The sequence below is a fragment of the Methylosinus sp. PW1 genome, assembly GCF_000745215.1.
Classification (GTDB): domain Bacteria; phylum Pseudomonadota; class Alphaproteobacteria; order Rhizobiales; family Beijerinckiaceae; genus Methylosinus.
The window spans coordinates 1992499-2010146 of the sequence record NZ_JQNK01000009.1 but is presented as its reverse complement, the minus strand read 5'-3'; the positions used below and the strand labels follow the sequence as shown (position 1 = coordinate 2010146).

At 65.8% G+C, this 17648-nt stretch carries 16 protein-coding genes; all 16 read left to right on the top strand.

What is annotated here, in order from left to right:
- The first annotated feature begins 384 nt into the window (after nucleotides 1-384).
- Nucleotides 385-2109, top strand: a complete 1725-nt coding sequence (locus K369_RS19165) for a formate--tetrahydrofolate ligase (protein WP_036293369.1) — start codon at nucleotides 385-387, stop codon at nucleotides 2107-2109.
- Between the two features lie 87 nt (nucleotides 2110-2196).
- Entirely contained in the window at nucleotides 2197-3390 is a 1194-nt protein-coding gene (locus K369_RS19160; RefSeq protein ID WP_036293367.1) for an aminotransferase class V-fold PLP-dependent enzyme, read from the top strand.
- 117 nt (nucleotides 3391-3507) lie between these two features.
- A complete protein-coding gene (locus K369_RS19155; RefSeq protein ID WP_036293365.1) occupies nucleotides 3508-4449 on the top strand; it encodes a D-2-hydroxyacid dehydrogenase in 942 nt (313 codons plus the stop codon).
- Between the two features lie 197 nt (nucleotides 4450-4646).
- A complete protein-coding gene (locus tag K369_RS19150) occupies nucleotides 4647-5507 on the top strand; it encodes an NADP-dependent methylenetetrahydromethanopterin/methylenetetrahydrofolate dehydrogenase (protein WP_036293362.1) in 861 nt (286 codons plus the stop codon).
- A gap of 20 nt (nucleotides 5508-5527) precedes the next feature.
- On the top strand, nucleotides 5528-6157 hold the full coding sequence (gene fchA / locus K369_RS19145; RefSeq protein WP_036293360.1) for a methenyltetrahydrofolate cyclohydrolase: 630 nt from the start codon (nucleotides 5528-5530) through the stop codon (nucleotides 6155-6157).
- 48 nt (nucleotides 6158-6205) lie between these two features.
- Complete coding sequence (locus K369_RS19140) at nucleotides 6206-7375, top strand: malate--CoA ligase subunit beta (RefSeq protein WP_018267461.1); 1170 nt, start codon at nucleotides 6206-6208, stop codon at nucleotides 7373-7375.
- Between the two features lie 22 nt (nucleotides 7376-7397).
- Nucleotides 7398-8285 carry a succinate--CoA ligase subunit alpha gene (gene sucD / locus K369_RS19135; protein WP_018267462.1) on the top strand — a complete coding sequence of 296 codons (888 nt, stop codon included), beginning with the start codon at nucleotides 7398-7400 and terminating at the stop codon, nucleotides 8283-8285.
- Between the two features lie 70 nt (nucleotides 8286-8355).
- Nucleotides 8356-11103, top strand: coding sequence for a phosphoenolpyruvate carboxylase (locus K369_RS19130; protein WP_036293358.1), 2748 nt, complete (start codon nucleotides 8356-8358; stop codon nucleotides 11101-11103).
- Between the two features lie 27 nt (nucleotides 11104-11130).
- Nucleotides 11131-12105 (top strand): CoA ester lyase, encoded by a 975-nt coding sequence (locus K369_RS19125; protein WP_036293350.1) that lies wholly within the window; start codon nucleotides 11131-11133, stop codon nucleotides 12103-12105.
- Nucleotides 12106-12286: 181 nt separating this feature from the next.
- Nucleotides 12287-12721, top strand: coding sequence for an endonuclease domain-containing protein (locus tag K369_RS19120; protein ID WP_084570738.1), 435 nt, complete (start codon nucleotides 12287-12289; stop codon nucleotides 12719-12721).
- A gap of 212 nt (nucleotides 12722-12933) precedes the next feature.
- Nucleotides 12934-14211 carry a glycerate kinase gene (locus K369_RS19115; RefSeq protein ID WP_036293347.1) on the top strand — a complete coding sequence of 426 codons (1278 nt, stop codon included), beginning with the start codon at nucleotides 12934-12936 and terminating at the stop codon, nucleotides 14209-14211.
- Between the two features lie 49 nt (nucleotides 14212-14260).
- Complete coding sequence (locus tag K369_RS26675) at nucleotides 14261-14434, top strand: hypothetical protein (protein ID WP_156967980.1); 174 nt, start codon at nucleotides 14261-14263, stop codon at nucleotides 14432-14434.
- Between the two features lie 11 nt (nucleotides 14435-14445).
- Complete coding sequence (locus K369_RS19110; RefSeq protein WP_036295888.1) at nucleotides 14446-15204, top strand: metal ABC transporter ATP-binding protein; 759 nt, start codon at nucleotides 14446-14448, stop codon at nucleotides 15202-15204.
- Nucleotides 15194-16063 carry a metal ABC transporter permease gene (locus tag K369_RS19105; RefSeq protein ID WP_036293345.1) on the top strand — a complete coding sequence of 290 codons (870 nt, stop codon included), beginning with the start codon at nucleotides 15194-15196 and terminating at the stop codon, nucleotides 16061-16063. Before K369_RS19110 ends, K369_RS19105 begins: the two co-directional genes overlap by 11 nt.
- A gap of 3 nt (nucleotides 16064-16066) precedes the next feature.
- Complete coding sequence (locus K369_RS19100) at nucleotides 16067-17002, top strand: metal ABC transporter substrate-binding protein (protein ID WP_051949412.1); 936 nt, start codon at nucleotides 16067-16069, stop codon at nucleotides 17000-17002.
- Nucleotides 17003-17091: 89 nt separating this feature from the next.
- Complete coding sequence (locus tag K369_RS19095; protein ID WP_051949411.1) at nucleotides 17092-17640, top strand: DUF3617 family protein; 549 nt, start codon at nucleotides 17092-17094, stop codon at nucleotides 17638-17640.
- Nucleotides 17641-17648: the final 8 nt, after the last annotated feature.

Sequence of the window (17648 nt, the reverse complement as noted above, 5' to 3'; positions counted from 1 at the left end):
CGCGCCGGGCGCGTCTCCGAACGAAGAGGAGAGCGCCGCAATCACGCGTTTTCCGCGGAAACTCTGGGCGATATCGCCTGATAATTTCGCTTGACGAGGAATTTCGATCTCTCCATAGCCACGGGGCCGCGGATATCGATCGGCGTCTTGCAGGCAGGAGACGATGTCGCAGGGCCGAATGTCCGCCAGCCGTGGTTCTTGATGAAACTATCGGAAGGTTCTAGTTTCGCGGAACAATGACGGCGAAGACCGGGTTTCTCGGTCTTGGCCCGACGGCCGTTGGCGGCGCGCGCAGGGATTTCCACTGCGCGAGGCATGGCCATTCGGCCCGGATAAATCTTCGAGGGCGGACGAAACGCTTTCTGCGAGGGGAGAGAAATTGTAATGTCCGATACGTCCATCCCGGCCAGCGGGAAAGGCAACCAGCATCTTTCTCCCAAATCCGATATCGAGATCTCTCAAGCGGCGTCCATGCGTCCGATCGTCGACGTCGCGCGTGAGAAGCTCGGCATCCCCGCCGAACATGTGTTGCCTTACGGACATTACAAGGCGAAAATCTCCCTCGATTATCTCAATTCCCTGCAGGACCGCCCGGACGGCAAGCTGATCCTCGTCACCGCCATCACGCCGACGCCCGCCGGCGAAGGCAAGACGACCACCACGGTGGGCCTCGGCGACGCGCTCAATCACATCGGCAAGAAAGCCATCATGTGCCTTCGCGAGCCGAGCCTCGGCCCCTGCTTCGGCGTGAAGGGCGGCGCCGCCGGCGGCGGATATGCACAAGTCGTGCCTATGGAGGACATCAACCTCCATTTCACCGGCGACTTCCACGCCATTGGCGCGGCCAATAATCTGCTCTCCGCGCTCATCGACAATCACGTCTATTGGGGCAATTCGCTCGGCGTCGATCCGCGCCGCATCTCCTGGCGCCGCGCCGTGGATATGAACGACCGCTCGCTGCGCTCGATCGTCTCCTCGCTCGGCGGCGTGGCCAATGGCTTCCCGCGCGAGGACGGCTTCGACATCACCGTCGCCTCCGAGGTGATGGCGATCTTCTGCCTCGCCACCAGCCTCGCGGATCTTCAGCGCCGGCTCGGCGACATCATCGTCGCCCAGACGCGCGACAAGAAGAGCATTCGCGCCTCCGAGCTGAAGGCGCAGGGCTCCATGGCCGCGCTGCTGAAGGACGCCATCGCCCCCAATCTGGTGCAGACGCTCGAGAACAACCCGGCCTTCATCCACGGCGGGCCTTTCGCCAATATCGCCCATGGCTGCAATTCGGTCATCGCCACCAAGGCGGCGCTGAAGCTCGCCGATTATGTGGTGACGGAGGCCGGCTTCGGCGCCGATCTCGGCGCGGAGAAGTTCTTCGACATCAAATGCCGCAAGGCCGGAATCAAGCCGGACGTCACCGTCATCGTCGCGACAATTCGCGCGCTGAAGATGCATGGCGGCGTCGCCAAGGACGATCTGAAGGTCGAGAATGTCGCGGCGCTGGAGAAGGGCTTCGCCAATCTGAAGCGCCATATCGCCAATGTGCAGAAGTTCGGCGTGCCGGTGATCGTCTCGGTCAACCGCTTCAGCACCGACACGCAGGCGGAGATCGAGCTGCTGCAGAAGCTCAGCCAGGCCGAGGGCGTCGATTGCGTGCTCGCCGATCATTGGGGCTCCGGCGGTCCGGGCGCGGCGGAGCTCGCCCATAAGGTCGTCTCGACGATCGAGGCCAAGCCCTCGCAGTTCAAGCCGCTCTACGCCGACGATCTGCCGCTCGTCGAGAAGGTGCGCACCATCGCCCGCGAGCTCTATGGCGCCTCCGACATCGCGCTCGATCCGTCGGTGAAGACGCGCTTCGCGGAGCTGGAGAAAGAGGGCTTCGGCCATCTGCCGGTCTGCATCGCCAAGACGCAATACAGCTTCTCGACCGACGCCAACGCCAAGGGAGCGCCCTCGGGTCATGTGATCCCGGTGCGCGAGCTGCGGCTGTCGGCGGGCGCGGAATTCGTCGTCGTCGTCTGCGGCGACATCATGACCATGCCGGGCCTGCCCAAGGTTCCCGCCGCCAATAATATCGAGGTCGGCGCGGACGGGCGGATCGCCGGCCTGTTCTGACGCGGCCGCCGCGGGAGGAAGCTGCGGGCGCAAATCGCGTCCAGCGAAAACAAACTCGAACCGATGAGCTCGAAGGGAGCCCAAGACATGTCGAATTCCAGAATTCCGGGCCGCAATTTTCTGTTCGTTCCCGGCCCGACCAATATTCCGGACCGTATCCTGCGCGCGATGAACGTCGTTTCCGAGGACCATCGTTCGCCGAAGTTCCCCGAGCTGACGCTGCCGCTGTTCACCCAGCTCAAGAAGGTCTTCAAGACCGAGACCGGCCAGGCCTTCATCTTCCCGGCTTCGGGCACGGGCGGCTGGGAAGCGGCGATCACCAACACTCTGTCGCCCGGCGACAAGGTCATCGCGCAGCGCTTCGGCCAGTTCACCCATCTTTGGATCGACCTCGCCAAGCGCATCGGCCTCGATGTGATCGAGCAGGACGAGGAGTGGGGCGTCGGCAACAATCCCGACCGCATCGAAGAGACGCTGAAGGCCGACAAGAATCACGAGATCAAGGCCGTCTTCGCCACGCATAACGAGACCGCCACGGGCGTGACCTCGGACATCGGCGCGGTGCGCAAGGCGATCGACAACGCCAAGCATCCGGCGCTGCTGTTCGTCGACGGCGTGTCCTCGGTCGGCTCGCTCGACTTCAAGCAGGACGAGTGGGGCGTCGACGTCGCAGTCTCCGGCTCGCAGAAGGGCTTCATGCTGCCGGCGGGCCTCGCCCTCCTCAGCGTCAGCCAGAAGGCGCTGAAGGCCGGCGAGACCGCCAAGCTGCATCGCGCCTATTTCGACTTCCAGGATCATGTGAAGGCGAACGCCACCGGCTACTTCCCCTACACGCCGGCGCTGCCGCTGCTCTACGGCCTGCGCGAGTCGCTCAATGTTCTGTTCGAGGAAGGCCTCGATCAGGTCTATGCGCGTCATCACCATCTCGCCGAGGGCGTGCGCGCCGCGGTCGCGGCCTGGGGCCTCAAGCCCTGCGCCAAGGAAGCCAAGTGGAACTCCGACACTGTGACCGCGATCGTGGTGCCGGAAGGCTTCGACGCCGCCAAGGTCATCGAGATCGCCTATAAGCGCTACAATCTCGCGCTCGGCGCCGGCCTCAACAAGGTCGCGGGCAAGGTGTTCCGCATCGGCCATCTCGGCGACCTCAACGAGCTGATGCTGCTCGGCGCCATCGCGGGCGCGGAAATGGCGATGCTCGACGTCGGCATTCCGGTCACGGCCGGCAGCGGCGTCGCGGCGGCCCAGGCCGTCTATCGCGCCAATCCGATCCTCCAGGCCTGATGATTCGCGGCCTCGCCCCATTGCGGGCGAGGCCGCTTCTTCAAAACGGGACGCGACGAATTACGTCGCAAAATGTCGAGCCGAAACGGCCGAGCGACTTCGGGGGAAGCAGCAAACATGTCGCACAAAATCGTCTTTCTCGATCGCGAGACGCTCGACGCCGATTTGCGCAAGCCGAATTTCCCGCATGATTATACGGAATATGCGCAGACCTCTCCGGCCGATGTGGTCGAGCGCCTGAAGGGCGCGACCATCGCCATCACCAATAAGGTGCCGCTGCGTGAGGAAGCGCTGAAGCAGCTTCCCGATTTGAAGCTGATCGCCGTCGCCGCCACCGGCACCGACGTGATCGACAAGGCCTATACGACGGCCAATGGAATCACCGTCTCCAACATCCGCAATTACGCCTACAACACGCTTCCCGAGCATGTGATCGCGCTGATCTTCGCGCTGCGCCGCAATCTCGTGAACTATGTGGATTCGGTGCGCCACGGCCGTTGGCAGGAGTCGAATCAGTTCTGCTATTTCGACTATCCGATCTACGACATCGCCGGCTCGACGCTCGGCATCATCGGCTATGGCGCCCTCGGCAAGTCGATCGCGACGCGCGCCGAGGCGCTGGGCATGAAGCTGCTCATCAATGACGTCGTTCCCGGCCCCGGCATCGTCGACATTCCGACGATTCTGCGCGAGGCCGATGTCGTGACGCTCAATCTGCCGCTGACGCCGCAGACGAAGAATCTCATCGGCGCGAAAGAGCTCGCCTCGATGAAGAAGACGTCGATCATCATCAACACCGCGCGCGGCGGCATCGTCGACGAGCAGGCGCTCGCCGATGCGCTGCGCAATGGCGTCATCGCCGGCGCCGGCTTCGACGTGCTGACCGTCGAGCCGCCCAAGCAGGGCAATATTCTGCTCGATCCGACGATTCCCAATCTCATCGTCACGCCGCATGTCGCCTGGGCCTCCAAGGAGGCGATGCAGGTGCTGGCCGATCAGCTGATCGACAATGTCGACGCTTTCGTCGCCGGCGCGCCGCGCAATCTGGTGACGGCGTAAGCGCAGTTGCAGAACGTCTCGCGCCCGACCCGCGCGTCATGGCCGGGCGCGTCCCGGCCTTCCACGCCGAGAGGCGGCGGAGCGGACGAGATGAAAGTCGAAACGCATCAGAACGCCTCCGGCGCCGCGCGTGATCTCGCGGCGTGGATGGCCGGGACGAGCCCGGCCATGACGGGCGGCCTTTCACGGGAACTGCTATGACCCAGAAGCTCCTCTTCCTTCTCGACACCGATCCGGTCCCCAGCGTGTTCGACACGGTCGTCGCTTATGACGGCGGCGCGGATCATGTCATCGGCTACGCCAATGTGACGCCCGCCAATGTCGGCGCGCTGGTCGATGGCGCGATCTACACGCGCGGCCCGAAGGAGAAGCAGTTCACCGCGCTCTTCGTCGGCGGCGGCGATATGGTCGCGGGCGAGACCTTGTTCAAAGCGGTGCGCAAGCGCTTCTTCTCCAATTTCCGCGTCTCCGTGATGCTCGACTCCAATGGCTCCAACACGACGGCGGCCGCTGGCGTGGCGCTGCTCGCCAAGGCCAAGCCGCTCGCCGGCAAAAAGGCCGTCGTTCTCGCCGGCACCGGCCCGGTGGGCCTGCGCGCGGCGGCCTTCCTGCATTCGGAGGGCGCCGAGGTCGCCATCACCTCGCGCCAGAAGTCGCGCGCCGACGCTGCGGCCGCCGCGCTGCAGGAGCGTTTCGGCTTCACGCCCACGGCGATCGAGGCGGTCGATAACGCCGCCCGCGCCGCGGCGGTGAAGGGAACCAATATCGTCTTCGCGGCCGGCGCCATCGGCGTGCAGCTGCTGGAAGAGCAGGACTGGCAGAACGATCCGACGATCGAGCTGCTCGCGGACGTCAATGCGCAGCCGCCGCTCGGCATCGGCGGCGTCGAGGCGACCGACAAGGCCAAGGAGCGTCACGGCAAGATCGTCATCGGCGCGCTCGGCGTCGGCGGCTTGAAGCTGAAGCTGCATCGCGCCTGCATCGGCCAGCTGTTCGAGGCGTCCGACAAGGTGCTCGACGCCGAGGAAATCTACGTGCAGGCCAAGGCCAACGCCTGACTTTCGAGGGATCGACGAGAATGACCAAGGACGAAACGATCGGCAAATTTCTCGACGATCTCGCCAGCGAGCGCCCGACGCCGGGCGGCGGCGGCGCCGCCGCGGTGATGGGCGCGATCGGCGCGGCGCTGGTGTCGATGGTCGCCAATCTCACCATCGGCAAGAAGAATTACGAAGCCGTCGAGGAAGACCTCAAAGCCGCGCGGACCGAGGCGGAGCGCGTCCGCGCCGAGCTGACCGCGGCGATCGACGAGGATGTCGTCGCCTTCAATTCGGTGATGGGCGCCTATGGCCTGCCGCGCGCCACCGATGAGGAGAAAGCCGCGCGCTCGGCCGCCATTCAGGCCGCGCTGAAGGACGCCACGCTCGCGCCGCTGCGCGCCGTGAAGGCCTGCTTCGAGGTGATCGTCCTGTCCGAGGCCGCCGCCGACAAGGGCAATCTCAACGTTATCAGCGACGCCGGCGTCGCCGTTCTCGCGGCCAATGCCGGATTGCGGAGCGCCGCGCTCAACGTCTACATCAATGCGAAGGCGATCAAGGATCGCGAATTCGCCGAGAAGCAGATCGCCGAGGTCGAGGCCCTGCTGGCCGCGGCCGCCGAGAAGACCGAAGCGGTCTACAAGGTCGTGAGAGGCAAGATCGGCTCGTAAAATTTCGCCGCTCGCGGCGGCGACAAAAACTGCAAGGGGAGAGGAAACATGGACGTCCATGAGTATCAAGCCAAGGAATTATTGGCGAGCTGCGGCGTCGCGGTGCCCCCCGGCACCGTCGCTTTCAGCCCCGACCAGGCCGTTTACGCCGCCACCGAGCTCGGCGGCTCGCATTGGGTGGTGAAGGCGCAGATTCACGCCGGCGCGCGCGGCAAGGCGGGCGGCATCAAGCTGTGCCGCACCTATCACGAGGTTCAGCAGGCCGCGCGCGAATTGCTCGGCAAGCGTCTCGTCACCAAGCAGACCGGGCCGGAAGGCAAGCCGGTGCAGCGCGTCTATGTCGAGCTCGCCGACCCCTATGAGCGCGAGCTCTATCTCGGCTTCGTTCTCGACCGCAAGCTCGAGCGCGTGCGCGTCATCGCCTCCAAGCATGGCGGCATGGAGATCGAGGAGATCGCCAAGACCGATCCCGACGCCATTCTCCAGGTCATCGTCGAGCCGGCCGTCGGCCTGCTGCCCTTCCAGGCGCGCGAGCTGGCCTTTCAGCTCGGCCTCAATCTCAAGCAGGTGTCGCGCGCGGTTCAGTCGATCCTCGGCGCCTATCGCGCTTTCCGCGACAATGACGCGACCATGCTGGAGATCAATCCGCTGGTCGTTACCAAGGACGACAAGGTTCTCGCGCTCGACGCGAAAATGTCCTTCGACGACAACGCCCTGTTCCGTCGCCGCAACATCGTCGACATGAACGATCCCTCGCAGTCCGACCCGCGCGAGGCGCAGGCGCTCGAGCATTCGCTGAACTACATCGGCCTCGACGGCGAGATCGGCTGCATCGTCAATGGCGCGGGCCTCGCGATGGCGACGATGGACATGATCAAGCACGCCGGCGGCAATCCGGCCAACTTCCTCGATGTCGGCGGCGGCGCCTCGGCCGAGCGCGTCGCGACGGCCTTCCGTCTCGTGCTCTCCGACGCCAATGTGAAGGTGGTGCTGGTCAACATCTTCGCCGGCATCAATCGCTGCGACTGGGTCGCGCAGGGCGTCATCGACGCGGTGAAGGCGACGAACATCACGGCGCCGCTGGTCGTGCGTCTCGCCGGCACCAATGTCGAGGCCGGCCGCAAGCTGCTCGACGAGAGCGGCATCAATGTCATCACCGCCGATTCGCTGGCCGACGCCGCCCAAAAGGCCGTCGCCGCTTGGCGCTCCGTGAAGTGAGCGGCGAGGCCGGGAGGAAACAATGAGCATTCTCATCGACGAAAAAACGCCCATCCTCGTCCAGGGCATCACCGGCGACAAGGGCAGCTTCCACGCCAAGGAGATGATCGACTACGGCACCAATGTCGTCGCCGGCGTCACTCCGGGCAAGGGCGGCAAGACCGTGCATGGCGTGCCGATCTTCGACACGGTGCGCGAGGCGGTGAAGCAGACCGGCGCGACCACCAGCATCACCTTCGTGGCGCCGCCCTATGCGGCGGACGCGATCATGGAGGCGGCGGACGCGGGCATTCGCCTCATCTGCTCCATCACCGACGGCATTCCGGCGCAGGACATGATGCGCGTGAAGCGCTATTTCCTGCGCTATCCGCGCGAGAAGCGTCCGACCATGGTCGGGCCGAACTGCGCCGGCATCATCAGCCCCGGCAAGGCCATGCTCGGCATCATGCCCGGCCATATCTACAAGCAGGGCAATGTCGGCCTCATCTCGCGCTCCGGCACGCTCGGCTATGAGGCGGCCTCGCAGCTGAAGGAGCTCGGTCTGGGCATCTCGACCTCGGTCGGCATCGGCGGCGATCCGATCAATGGCTCGTCCTTCCTCGATCATCTCGTGCTGTTCGATCAGGACCCGGAGACGGAAGCCGTGCTCATCATCGGCGAGATCGGCGGTCCGCAGGAGGCCGAGGCCGCGGCCTGGATCAAGGAGAACTTCTCCAAGCCCGTGGTCGGCTTCGTCGCCGGCCTCACCGCGCCGAAGGGCCGCCGCATGGGCCATGCGGGCGCCATCATCTCGGCGACCGGCGACAGCGCCGCGGAGAAGACCGAGATCATGAAGTCCTACGGCCTCGCCGTGGCGCCGAGCCCGGCCGAGTTCGGCTCCGCCGTCGCCGCCGTGCTGAAGCGCGCGTGACACGACACTCGCCTCTCCCCGCGTCGCGGGGGGAGGCGCCCATCCGCCTCACCATAGCCAGGGAGACTGCATGACCGCCGACCAGAAGGTCTTGTCCGAATCGACCTCGTCCGCCGCCCCTTCGGCGCTGGCGACGCGATCGGTCAAAGAGGCGGCGGCCTTTCTGCTCGACCAGCTCGTGGGCGTGGTGAAGCGCCACCAGCCGGAGATCGCCCCGGTTCTGAGCGGCTTCGGCTCTTCCTCCGGCCTGCCGCCGGCGCTTATGGCGCGCGCGCTGCAGGCGCAGGGCATATGGTTTCAGCTGCTCTCCATCGCGGAGCAGGCCTCGGCCATGCGCCGCCGCCGCACGATAGAGCGCGCCAAGGGCCGCGACGAATTGCTCGGCTCCTTCGCGCATGTTCTGGCGGACGCGGCCAAGGCCGGCGTCACCGCCGACGAGATTCGCGCGCAGCTCAAATCGCTGCGCATTCGCCCGGTCATCACCGCCCATCCGACCGAGGCCAAGCGCGTCACCGTCCTCGAGAAGAATCGCAAGATCTATCTGCTGCTGAAGGATCTCGAATCCTCGCGCTGGACCGATCGCGAGCGCGCCAGCCGCATCGGCGCGGTCGGCGATCAGATCGAGCTCTTGTGGCTCACCGGCGAATTGCATCTCGAGAAGCCGACCGTCGAGCACGAGGTCGCCTGGGGCCTGCATTTCTTCGCCGAGAATCTCTTCGATCTCGCGCCGGAGATGCTCGCCTCCTTCGAGAGCGCGCTCGCCGCTCATTATCCCAATGAGCGCTTCGACATCACGCCCTTCTTCCAATTCGGCTCCTGGATCGGCGGCGACCGCGACGGCAATCCTTTCGTCACCAATGCGGTGACGCGCGAGACGATGATCGTCAACGCGCTCGCCAGTCTCGACTATTATCGCCAGCGCATTCTCGATCTCGCCCGCGTATTGTCGATCAGCGAAGGCTCGGTGACGATCCCGGCCGAGTTCCGCGCCGCGCTCGAGGCGGAGCTGGCGCAGGTCGAGGACGCCGACAGAATCAAGACGCGCAATCATGGCGAGGCCTTCCGGCAATATCTCACCTGCGTGCTGCGCAAGCTCGACGAGACGATCCGCGCCACCAAGGGCGAAGGTCGCGGCAAGGCGCGCTACGGCAACGCCGACGAGCTGATCCGCGATCTGCGCATTCTCGAGCAGGCGCTGACCGAGAGCCGCAGCCCCTCGCTCGCCAATGATCTGGTGCGGCCGGTGCGGCGCGCGGTGGAGATTTTTCGCTTCAGCACCGTGCGTCTCGATCTGCGCGAGAACACGACTCGCACCAATAATGCGCTGCGCGACATTCATCGCGTGAAGACCGGCAAGGATGCGCCGGAGGTCGACTCGCCCGAGTGGCAGGCTTGGCTCATCGCCGAGCTGGCGCAGCCGCGCAATGGCGTTCCGCTCACAGGCCTCGCGCCGGAATCGCAGGACACGCTCGACATGTTCGCGCTGGTCGCGGATATGCGCTCGCGGCTGGATCGCGAAGCCTTCGGCAGCTTCATCCTGTCCATGACGCATTCGGTGGCCGATGTTCTCGGCGCCTATGTGCTGGCCAAGCATGGCGGGCTCTATCTCGACGACGCCGGCCTCGAGCTGTGCACATTGCCCATCGTGCCTCTGTTCGAGACGATTCCCGATCTGCGCGCCGCGCCCATCATCATGCGCGAGCTGCTGCGCGTGCCGGTCGTGCGTCGCAGCACGCGCTGGCAGGGCAATGTGCAAGAGGTGATGATCGGCTATTCCGACTCCAATAAGGACGGCGGCTTCATGTCGTCCAACTGGGAGCTCGCGAAAGCGCAATTCAAGCTCACTCGCCTCGGCGAGGAGCTGGGCGTCGCCATCGCCTTTTTCCACGGCCGCGGCGGCTCGGTCAGCCGCGGCGGCGCGCCGACGGGACACGCCATCGCCGCGCAGCCGGCGGGCTCCATTCGCGGCCGCTTCCGTGTGACGGAGCAGGGCGAGGTCGTCTCCTTCAAATACGCCAATCGCGGCACGGCCTCCTATCAGCTGGAGCTGCTGGCGAGCAGCGTCTTCGCTCATGCGCTGAAGTCCGAGCGCGAGGATGCGCTGGTTCCGCGCGCGGAATTCGACGATGCGCTGGAGGCGCTCTCCGGCGCCTCGCTCGCGGCCTATGGCAAATTCATCGCCGATCCCGATCTCGTGGCCTATTTCCAGGCGGCGAGCCCGCTCGAGGAAATCTCGCTGCTCAATATCGGCTCGCGGCCGGCGCGGCGCTTCGGCGCGCGCAGCCTCGCCGATCTGCGCGCCATCCCTTGGGTCTTCGCCTGGGCGCAGAATCGTCACGCCATCACCGGCTGGTATGGCGTCGGCTCCGGCCTCACCAGCTTCATCGAGGTGCGCGGCGAGCGCGGCCTGCAGCTGCTGCATCGCATGTTCGAGGATTCGCGCCTCTTCCGCCTCATTCTCGACGAGGTGGAGAAGACGCTGGCGATGGTCGATCTCTCCATTGCGCGGCAATACGCCTCGCTGGTCGCCGACGAGGCCGTGCGCAAGAAAATCTTTTCGGCGATCGAGGCCGAATATCACCTCACTTGCGAGAGCGTGCTGCGCATCACCGGCGGCGGCGAGATCGGCGCGCGCTTCATCGACTATCAGGCGCGGCTCGCGCATCGCCTCGCCACCATCAACGAGGTCAACCGCGAGCAGGTGGAATTGCTGCGCCTGTTCCGCACCACCGAAGAGGAAGCGCTGAAGGAGGAATACAAGTCGGCTCTGCTGCTGTCGATCAGCTGCATCGCCGCCGGCCTCGGCGCCACCGGATAAGCTCTTACACAGGGAAAGGGAGTCATCATGAGTTTCACTTTGATCGAGCAGGCGACGCCGCGTCTCCATCGCTCCGAGCTGGCCGTTCCGGGCTCCGCCCCCGGCATGTTCGAGAAGGCCGCGGCCTCCAAGGCCGACCAGGTCTTCCTCGACCTCGAGGACGCGGTCGCTCCGGACGACAAGGAGCAGGCGCGCAAGAACATCATCCAGGGCCTCAATGAGATCGATTGGGGCACGAAGACGCTGACGCTGCGCATCAACGGCTTGGACACGCACTACGCCTATCGCGACGTGGTCGATGTGGTCGAGAACTGCCCGCGTCTCGACGTTGTGCTGATCCCCAAGGTCGGCGTGCCTCAGGACGTCTATGCGATCGACGTGCTGGTCACGCAGATCGAGCAGTATAAGAAGCGCACCAAGCGCATCGGCTTCGAGCTCTTGATCGAAACCGCGCTCGGCCTCGCCAATGTCGAGGCGATCGCCCAGGCGAGCAAGCGCAACGAGGCGCTCTCCTTCGGCGTCGCCGACTATGCGGCCTCGACTCGCGCCCGCACCACTGTCATCGGCGGCGTGAACCCGGATTACGGCATTCTCTCGGACAAGGACGCCGAGGGCAATCGCCAGTATTTCTGGGCCGACCAGTGGCATGCGGCGCAGACGCGCTTCCTCGTCGCCGCGCGCGCCTATGGCCTGCGTCCGATCGACGGCCCCTTCGGCGACTTCGGCGATCCCGATGGCTATATCGCCGCCGCCAAGCGCGCCGCGGTTCTCGGCTTCGAGGGCAAGTGGGCGATTCATCCCTCGCAGATCGATCTGGCCAATCAGGTCTTCACCCCGTCCGAGGCGGAAGTGAAGAAGGCTCGTCGCATTCTCGAGGCGATGGAGCAGGCGGCGAAGGAAGGTCGCGGCGCGGTGTCCCTCGACGGCCGCCTGATCGACATCGCCAGCATCCGCATGGCCCAGGCGCTGATCGACAAGGCGGATCAGATCGGCGCTGCGTAAGGTCTGGCGTTCGGCCCGGCCCTCATCCGACCCCGCTTTCGCGGGGCCACCTTCTCCCGCCCTACGGGAGAAGGGAGAACGGCGAGGGTGGGGGATATTACGAGAATCGTCGGGCGAGATTCCTTCTCCCACTCGTGGGAGAAGGTGGCCCGGCGAAGCCGGGTCGGATGAGGGTCCTCGCATGCCGACGCGAGTCTCGAAGTCCAAAACTGCTTTCGCAAGACGGCTTCGGCGCGAGATGACGAACGCGGAGGAAATCCTCTGGCGTTCGTTGCGCAATTCTGGGCTCGACGGTCTGAAATTCCGGCGGCAAGTCCCGGTCGGGAATTATGTCGCGGATTTTCTCTGCACCGAGCACCGGCTGATCGTCGAGCTGGACGGCCGGCCGCATGAACAAGAAGACCAACGCCGCCATGACGCGATTCGTGACCAATGGCTGCGTGACAATGGCTACCAAGTGCTCCGCCTCGACAATGACCTCGTCATCGGCGGTGGCAATATCCCGCTGGAGCGGATTCGGGAGGCGATCGCAAATCGTCGCGGACCCTCATCCGACCCGGCTCCGCCGGGCCACCTTCTCCCACAAGTGGGAGAAGGGAGAACACGACGGTCGTAGCGCTCTCTTCCTTCTCCCGCAGGGCGGGAGAAGGTGGGCCTCGCGTCAGCGAGGGTCGGATGAGGGCCGGCGCGGGGACCCGGATTCCGTTGGAAACTCTTCGTGACGCGGCTAAAACGATCGCAAATCGGCCCGAGCCCTCATCCGACCCGACTTCGTCGGGCCACCTTCTCCCACGAGTGGGAGAAGGGAGAACACCGAAGGCGTAGATAATGTCTGACGACTACCGCACGCTCCTCCGCGCCATGTTCGACGCCGCTGTCGGCGCGGCGCATCCGTCCGTCTGCCTGCCGGCCTTCCTCGAGAAGATCGCGCCGCCCAAAGGCCGCACCATTGTCGTCGGCGCGGGCAAGGCGGCGGCCTCCATGGCCGCGGCGGTCGAAGCGCATTGGCCGCATCCGATCGAGGGGCTCGTCGTCGCCCGTTACGAGCATGGCGCTCCCACCTCAAAGATCGAGGTGATCGAGGCCTCCCATCCGGTGCCGGACGCCGCCGGCCGCGCCGCCGCGGGCCGCATATTGCAAAAGGTGCAGGGCCTCACCGAGGACGATCTCGTGCTCGCGCTGATTTCGGGCGGGGGCTCGGCGCTGATGGCGCTGCCGGCCGATGGCGTGACGCTGGAAGAAAAGCAGGCCGTCAACAAGGCGCTGCTGAAGAGCGGCGCGACCATTTCCGAGATGAATTGCGTCCGCAAGCATCTCTCCGCCATCAAGGGCGGACGCCTCGCCCGCGCCGCCGCGCCGGCCAAGGTCGTCGCGCTGATGATCTCCGACGTGCCCAATGACGATCTCTCCGTCATCGCCTCCGGTCCCACAGTGCCGGACCCGACGACGCGCGAGGACGCGCTCGCCGTCATCGCCAAATATAAGATCGACGCGCCCGCCGCCGTGCTCGCCTATCTCGCAACCGACGCCTGCGAGACGCCCAAGCCCGGCGACAAGATTTTCGACCGCGTCGAGAATATTCTCATCGCGACGCCGCAAGGCTCGCTCGACGCCGCCGCCGCAGTGGCGAGCAAGGGCGGCTTCACGCCGCTCATCCTCGGCGATCTCGAGGGCGAGTCGCGCGACGTCGCGCTGGTCCACGCCGGCATCGCGCGGCAGATCGCGCGCCATGCGCAGCCGATCGCGCCGCCTGTGGCCATCATCTCCGGCGGCGAGACGACCGTCACCGTGCGCGGCAATGGCAAGGGCGGCCGCGACGCCGAGTTCCTGCTGGCGCTGACGCTGGCGCTCGAGGGCTTCGGCGGAATCTCCGCCATCGCCTGCGACACCGACGGAATCGACGGCAGCGAGGACAACGCCGGCGCGATCATGACCGCCGATTCCTTCGCGCGGGCGGCCGCGCAGGGCGTCGATCTCAAGGCGCTCTTCGCCAATAATGACGCCTATACCGCCTTCGAGAAGCTCGGCGATCTCCTCGTCACCGGCCCGACGCGCACCAATGTGAATGACTTCCGCGTCATTCTCGTGCCCGGCCGGGCGAGCTGAGGGCATTCCGCGCTTGCCGGCTGCTGCTGTTATAATATAACATCTGGAAATGAACCGACAGCAATCGGCTATTTTTCAAAAGGTCGCGCTCGCCGCTCACGCGCATGGCGAGCGCGCCGGCGATCGCGTCTCCCTGCTGCGCCTTTCGGCGGGCGAGCGGCTTCTCGGCGCCGTCGCCGTGCTGGCGCTGCTCTGGGCCGCCGTCTATTGGGCGCTGAGCTGAAGGCGCGATCGATGACCGCTGGCGCGATCCGGCTGGAGAATGTGACGCTCGGCTATGAGCGCCGCCCGGCCGTTCATCATCTTTCCGGCGTCGTCGAGGCCGGCGCCGGGCTCGCCGTCTGCGGACCCAACGGCGCCGGTAAATCCACTCTGCTCAAAGCGCTCGCCGGCCTGCTGCCGCCGCTCGGCGGCCGCATCGTCTATGACGGCCTCGCGCTGCGCGATATCGCCTATCTGCCGCAATCGGCGGAGATCGATCACGCCTTTCCGATCGATGTGCTGGATTTCGTCTCCATGGGCGCGATGCGCCGCATCGGGCTTTTCGGCCGCGTCGGCGCCGGAGAGCGCACGCGCATCGCATCGGCGCTCGCCGCGGTCGGGCTCGAGGGTTTCGAGGACCGCGCGATCGGCGCGCTCTCCGGCGGCCAGATGCAGCGCGTATTGTTCGCGCGGCTGCTGGTGGAGGATTGCCCGGTCATTCTGCTCGACGAGCCTTTCGGCGCCATAGACGCCCGGACCATCGACGATCTGGTGAAGATCATCGCCCGCTGGCGGGAGGAGGGCCGCACCGTGGTCGCGGTTCTGCACGAGCTCGATCTCGCCCGCCGCGCCTTTCCGCAGGCGCTGCTGCTGGCGCGCGAGCCGATCTTCTGGGGCGCGACGCAAGAGGCGCTGTCCGAGGCGCGTCTCGCGCAGGCGAGCCGCATGGTCGAGGCGTACGATCGCGAGGCCGAGGAATGCCGGCGCGACGAGACTCCCCATGCTGCATGAGCTCTTCATCGCGCCTTTCGTCGATTACGAATTCATGCGCCGCGCGCTGGTCGGCGCAATCGCTTTGTCGATCTCCGGTTGCCCGCTCGGCGTCTTTCTGATTCTGCGCCGCATGTCGCTGGCCGGCGACGCGCTCTCGCACGCCATTCTGCCGGGCGCGGCGCTCGGCTATCTCGCCTGCGGCCTGTCGCTGCCGGCGATGACTTTTGGCGGCCTGCTCGCCGGCCTCGCGGTCGCCGTGGCGTCGAGCGCGGCGGCGCGCTGGACGGCTCTGCGGGAGGACGCCTCGCTCGCGGCTTTCTATCTCGTCTCGCTGGCGCTCGGCGTCGCGCTCGTCTCGGTCAAGGGCTCGAATGTCGATCTGCTGCATGTGCTGTTCGGCTCGGTGCTGGCGCTCGACGACGCCACGCTGATCTTCCTCGCCGCCATTGCGAGCTTCACCCTCTCGGCGCTCGCGCTCGCCTATCGGGCGCTGGCGCTGGACACTTTCGATCCGCTCTTCGCCCGCCGCGTCAGCCCGCTGGGCGAGTGGATTCCCTTCGCCTTTCTGGCGCTGGTGGTGCTCAATCTGGTGGCCGGCTTCCATGCGCTCGGCACGCTGATGGCGGTCGGAATCATCATGCTGCCGGCCGCCTCGGCGCGGCTGTGGACGCGCGACCTCACCGGGGCGCTGCCGCTGGCGGCGGCGATCGGCGCGGTCTCCTCCTACTTCGGCCTCGTCCTGTCCTTCCGCACGGGCCTCGCCGCTGGACCCGTGATCATCCTCATGGCGGGCGGCGCTTATTTCCTCTCTTTGATCTTCGGAAAGACCGGCGGCGTGATTCGCTTGCGGAGGCCCAAGCGACATTTGGAGGGGTGACGCATGGATTCTTTGCGCGCGACGTCCTCGAATCTTTCCCGTCTCATAGGGTTTCCGTCTCGCCGCGCCACGCTGGCGACGCTCGCGCTCCTCGTCTCGCCGCTTCGCGCCCAGCCTGCGCCGCCGCCGCCGCCGAGGCTGCCTGTCGTCGCGAGCTTTTCCATTCTCGGCGATCTCGTCCGCATTGTCGGCGGCGACCGCATCGACGTCACGACCATTGTCGGGGCGAACGGCGACGCCCATGTCTATCAGCCGAGCCCGCAGGACGGGCGTCGCCTCGCCGCGGCCAAGCTCGTTTTCGTCAATGGCCTCGGCTTCGAAGGCTGGATCGACCGGCTCGTTTCCGCCTCCAAGACCAAAGCGCGCATCGTCACCGCGAGCCGAGCCGTCACGCCGCGCAAGGAGGGGGAAGGCGTCGATCCGCACGCTTGGCAGGATGTCGCCAATGTCAAAATCTATGTCGCCAACATAAGAGACGCGCTCGTCGAGGCCGATCCGGACGGCGCCGCGCGCTACAAGGCCAATGCTGCGGAATATCTCCATGCGCTCGGCGGGCTCGACGCCGAGATCGTCGCGGCGATCGACGCCATTCCGCGCGCGCGCCGCCGCGTCGTCTCCACCCATGACGCTTTCGGCTATTTCGCGGCGCGCTATGGCGTGGAGTTCATCGCGCCGCAGGGCGTCTCCACCGACGCCGAGGCGAGCGCGCGCGATATCGCCCGCATCGTCGACGCGGTGAAGACGCATAAGGTCGCGGCGGTGTTCCTCGAGAATATCGTCGATCCGCGCTTCGCCCAGCGCATCGCCGCGGAGACCGGGGCCAAGGTCGGCGGCGCGCTCTATTCGGACGCGCTCTCCCCGCCGGACGGTCCCGCGCCGAGCTATGTGCGGCTCATGCGCTTCAATGTGAAGCAATTGAGCGAGGCGCTGGCGCGCTGAGGCTTGCGGTCGCCCGACGACTTTCGGCCGGATTTTCGTCTATACTATTTTCAGGCGCGCTGGCGGTCCCGCGCCCTGGAGCCTGTCCCATGCGACTTCATCTGTCTCTCGGCGCCGCTTTTTGCGCGCTCTGTCTTCCTGCCTTTTCGCCTGTCCTTCCGGCCGCCGCGGATGAGACGCCGCGCCGCAAGCCCGGCCTTTGGCGCATGGAGCATGTCATGCAGGGCGCGCCCTCGCCGAGCGGCGGGGTGGAAATGTGCATCGACGAGAAGACAGACGACATCATGCGCCAGAACATCGGCGAAAACGGGCCGAAATGCGAGAAGCTGAGCTTCACCCGCGACGGCGATAAATATCGTGTCAGCTCGGTCTGCAAGCTCGACAAGTCGGTGACGAAGACGGAAGGCGTTTTCACCGGGAGCTTCGATTCCGCCTATCGCGGCGAGCTCCACATCACTTATACGCCGCCGATCCATAATCTCGCTTCCGCCGATATGGTGCTCGAGGCGAAGTGGCTCGGTCCGTGCAAGCCGGGCCAAAAGCCGGGCGACATCGTCATGCCGGGGCTGCCGGGCGGACAAATGAACATGCAGGAGCTCATCAAGAAGCGCGAGCAGCTCCGCAAAGGCGCGCAATAGGAGCAAGC

Bases quoted from the DNA above. Each gene is read 5' to 3' on its own strand.
- K369_RS19110 (WP_036295888.1), top strand. From the start codon at position 14,446: ATGACCGCTGGCGCGATCCGGCTGGAGAATGTGACGCTCGGCTATGAG.
- sucD (WP_018267462.1), top strand. From the start codon at position 7,398: ATGAGCATTCTCATCGACGAAAAAACGCCCATCCTCGTCCAGGGCATC.
- K369_RS19105 (WP_036293345.1), top strand. From the start codon at position 15,194: ATGCTGCATGAGCTCTTCATCGCGCCTTTCGTCGATTACGAATTCATG.
- K369_RS19115 (WP_036293347.1), top strand. From the start codon at position 12,934: ATGTCTGACGACTACCGCACGCTCCTCCGCGCCATGTTCGACGCCGCT.
- K369_RS19130 (WP_036293358.1), top strand. From the start codon at position 8,356: ATGACCGCCGACCAGAAGGTCTTGTCCGAATCGACCTCGTCCGCCGCC.
- K369_RS19140 (WP_018267461.1), top strand. From the start codon at position 6,206: ATGGACGTCCATGAGTATCAAGCCAAGGAATTATTGGCGAGCTGCGGC.
- K369_RS19095 (WP_051949411.1), top strand. From the start codon at position 17,092: ATGCGACTTCATCTGTCTCTCGGCGCCGCTTTTTGCGCGCTCTGTCTT.
- K369_RS19155 (WP_036293365.1), top strand. From the start codon at position 3,508: ATGTCGCACAAAATCGTCTTTCTCGATCGCGAGACGCTCGACGCCGAT.
- K369_RS19160 (WP_036293367.1), top strand. From the start codon at position 2,197: ATGTCGAATTCCAGAATTCCGGGCCGCAATTTTCTGTTCGTTCCCGGC.
- K369_RS19150 (WP_036293362.1), top strand. From the start codon at position 4,647: ATGACCCAGAAGCTCCTCTTCCTTCTCGACACCGATCCGGTCCCCAGC.
- K369_RS19100 (WP_051949412.1), top strand. From the start codon at position 16,067: ATGGATTCTTTGCGCGCGACGTCCTCGAATCTTTCCCGTCTCATAGGG.
- K369_RS26675 (WP_156967980.1), top strand. From the start codon at position 14,261: ATGAACCGACAGCAATCGGCTATTTTTCAAAAGGTCGCGCTCGCCGCT.
- K369_RS19125 (WP_036293350.1), top strand. From the start codon at position 11,131: ATGAGTTTCACTTTGATCGAGCAGGCGACGCCGCGTCTCCATCGCTCC.
- K369_RS19120 (WP_084570738.1), top strand. From the start codon at position 12,287: ATGCCGACGCGAGTCTCGAAGTCCAAAACTGCTTTCGCAAGACGGCTT.
- fchA (WP_036293360.1), top strand. From the start codon at position 5,528: ATGACCAAGGACGAAACGATCGGCAAATTTCTCGACGATCTCGCCAGC.
- K369_RS19165 (WP_036293369.1), top strand. From the start codon at position 385: ATGTCCGATACGTCCATCCCGGCCAGCGGGAAAGGCAACCAGCATCTT.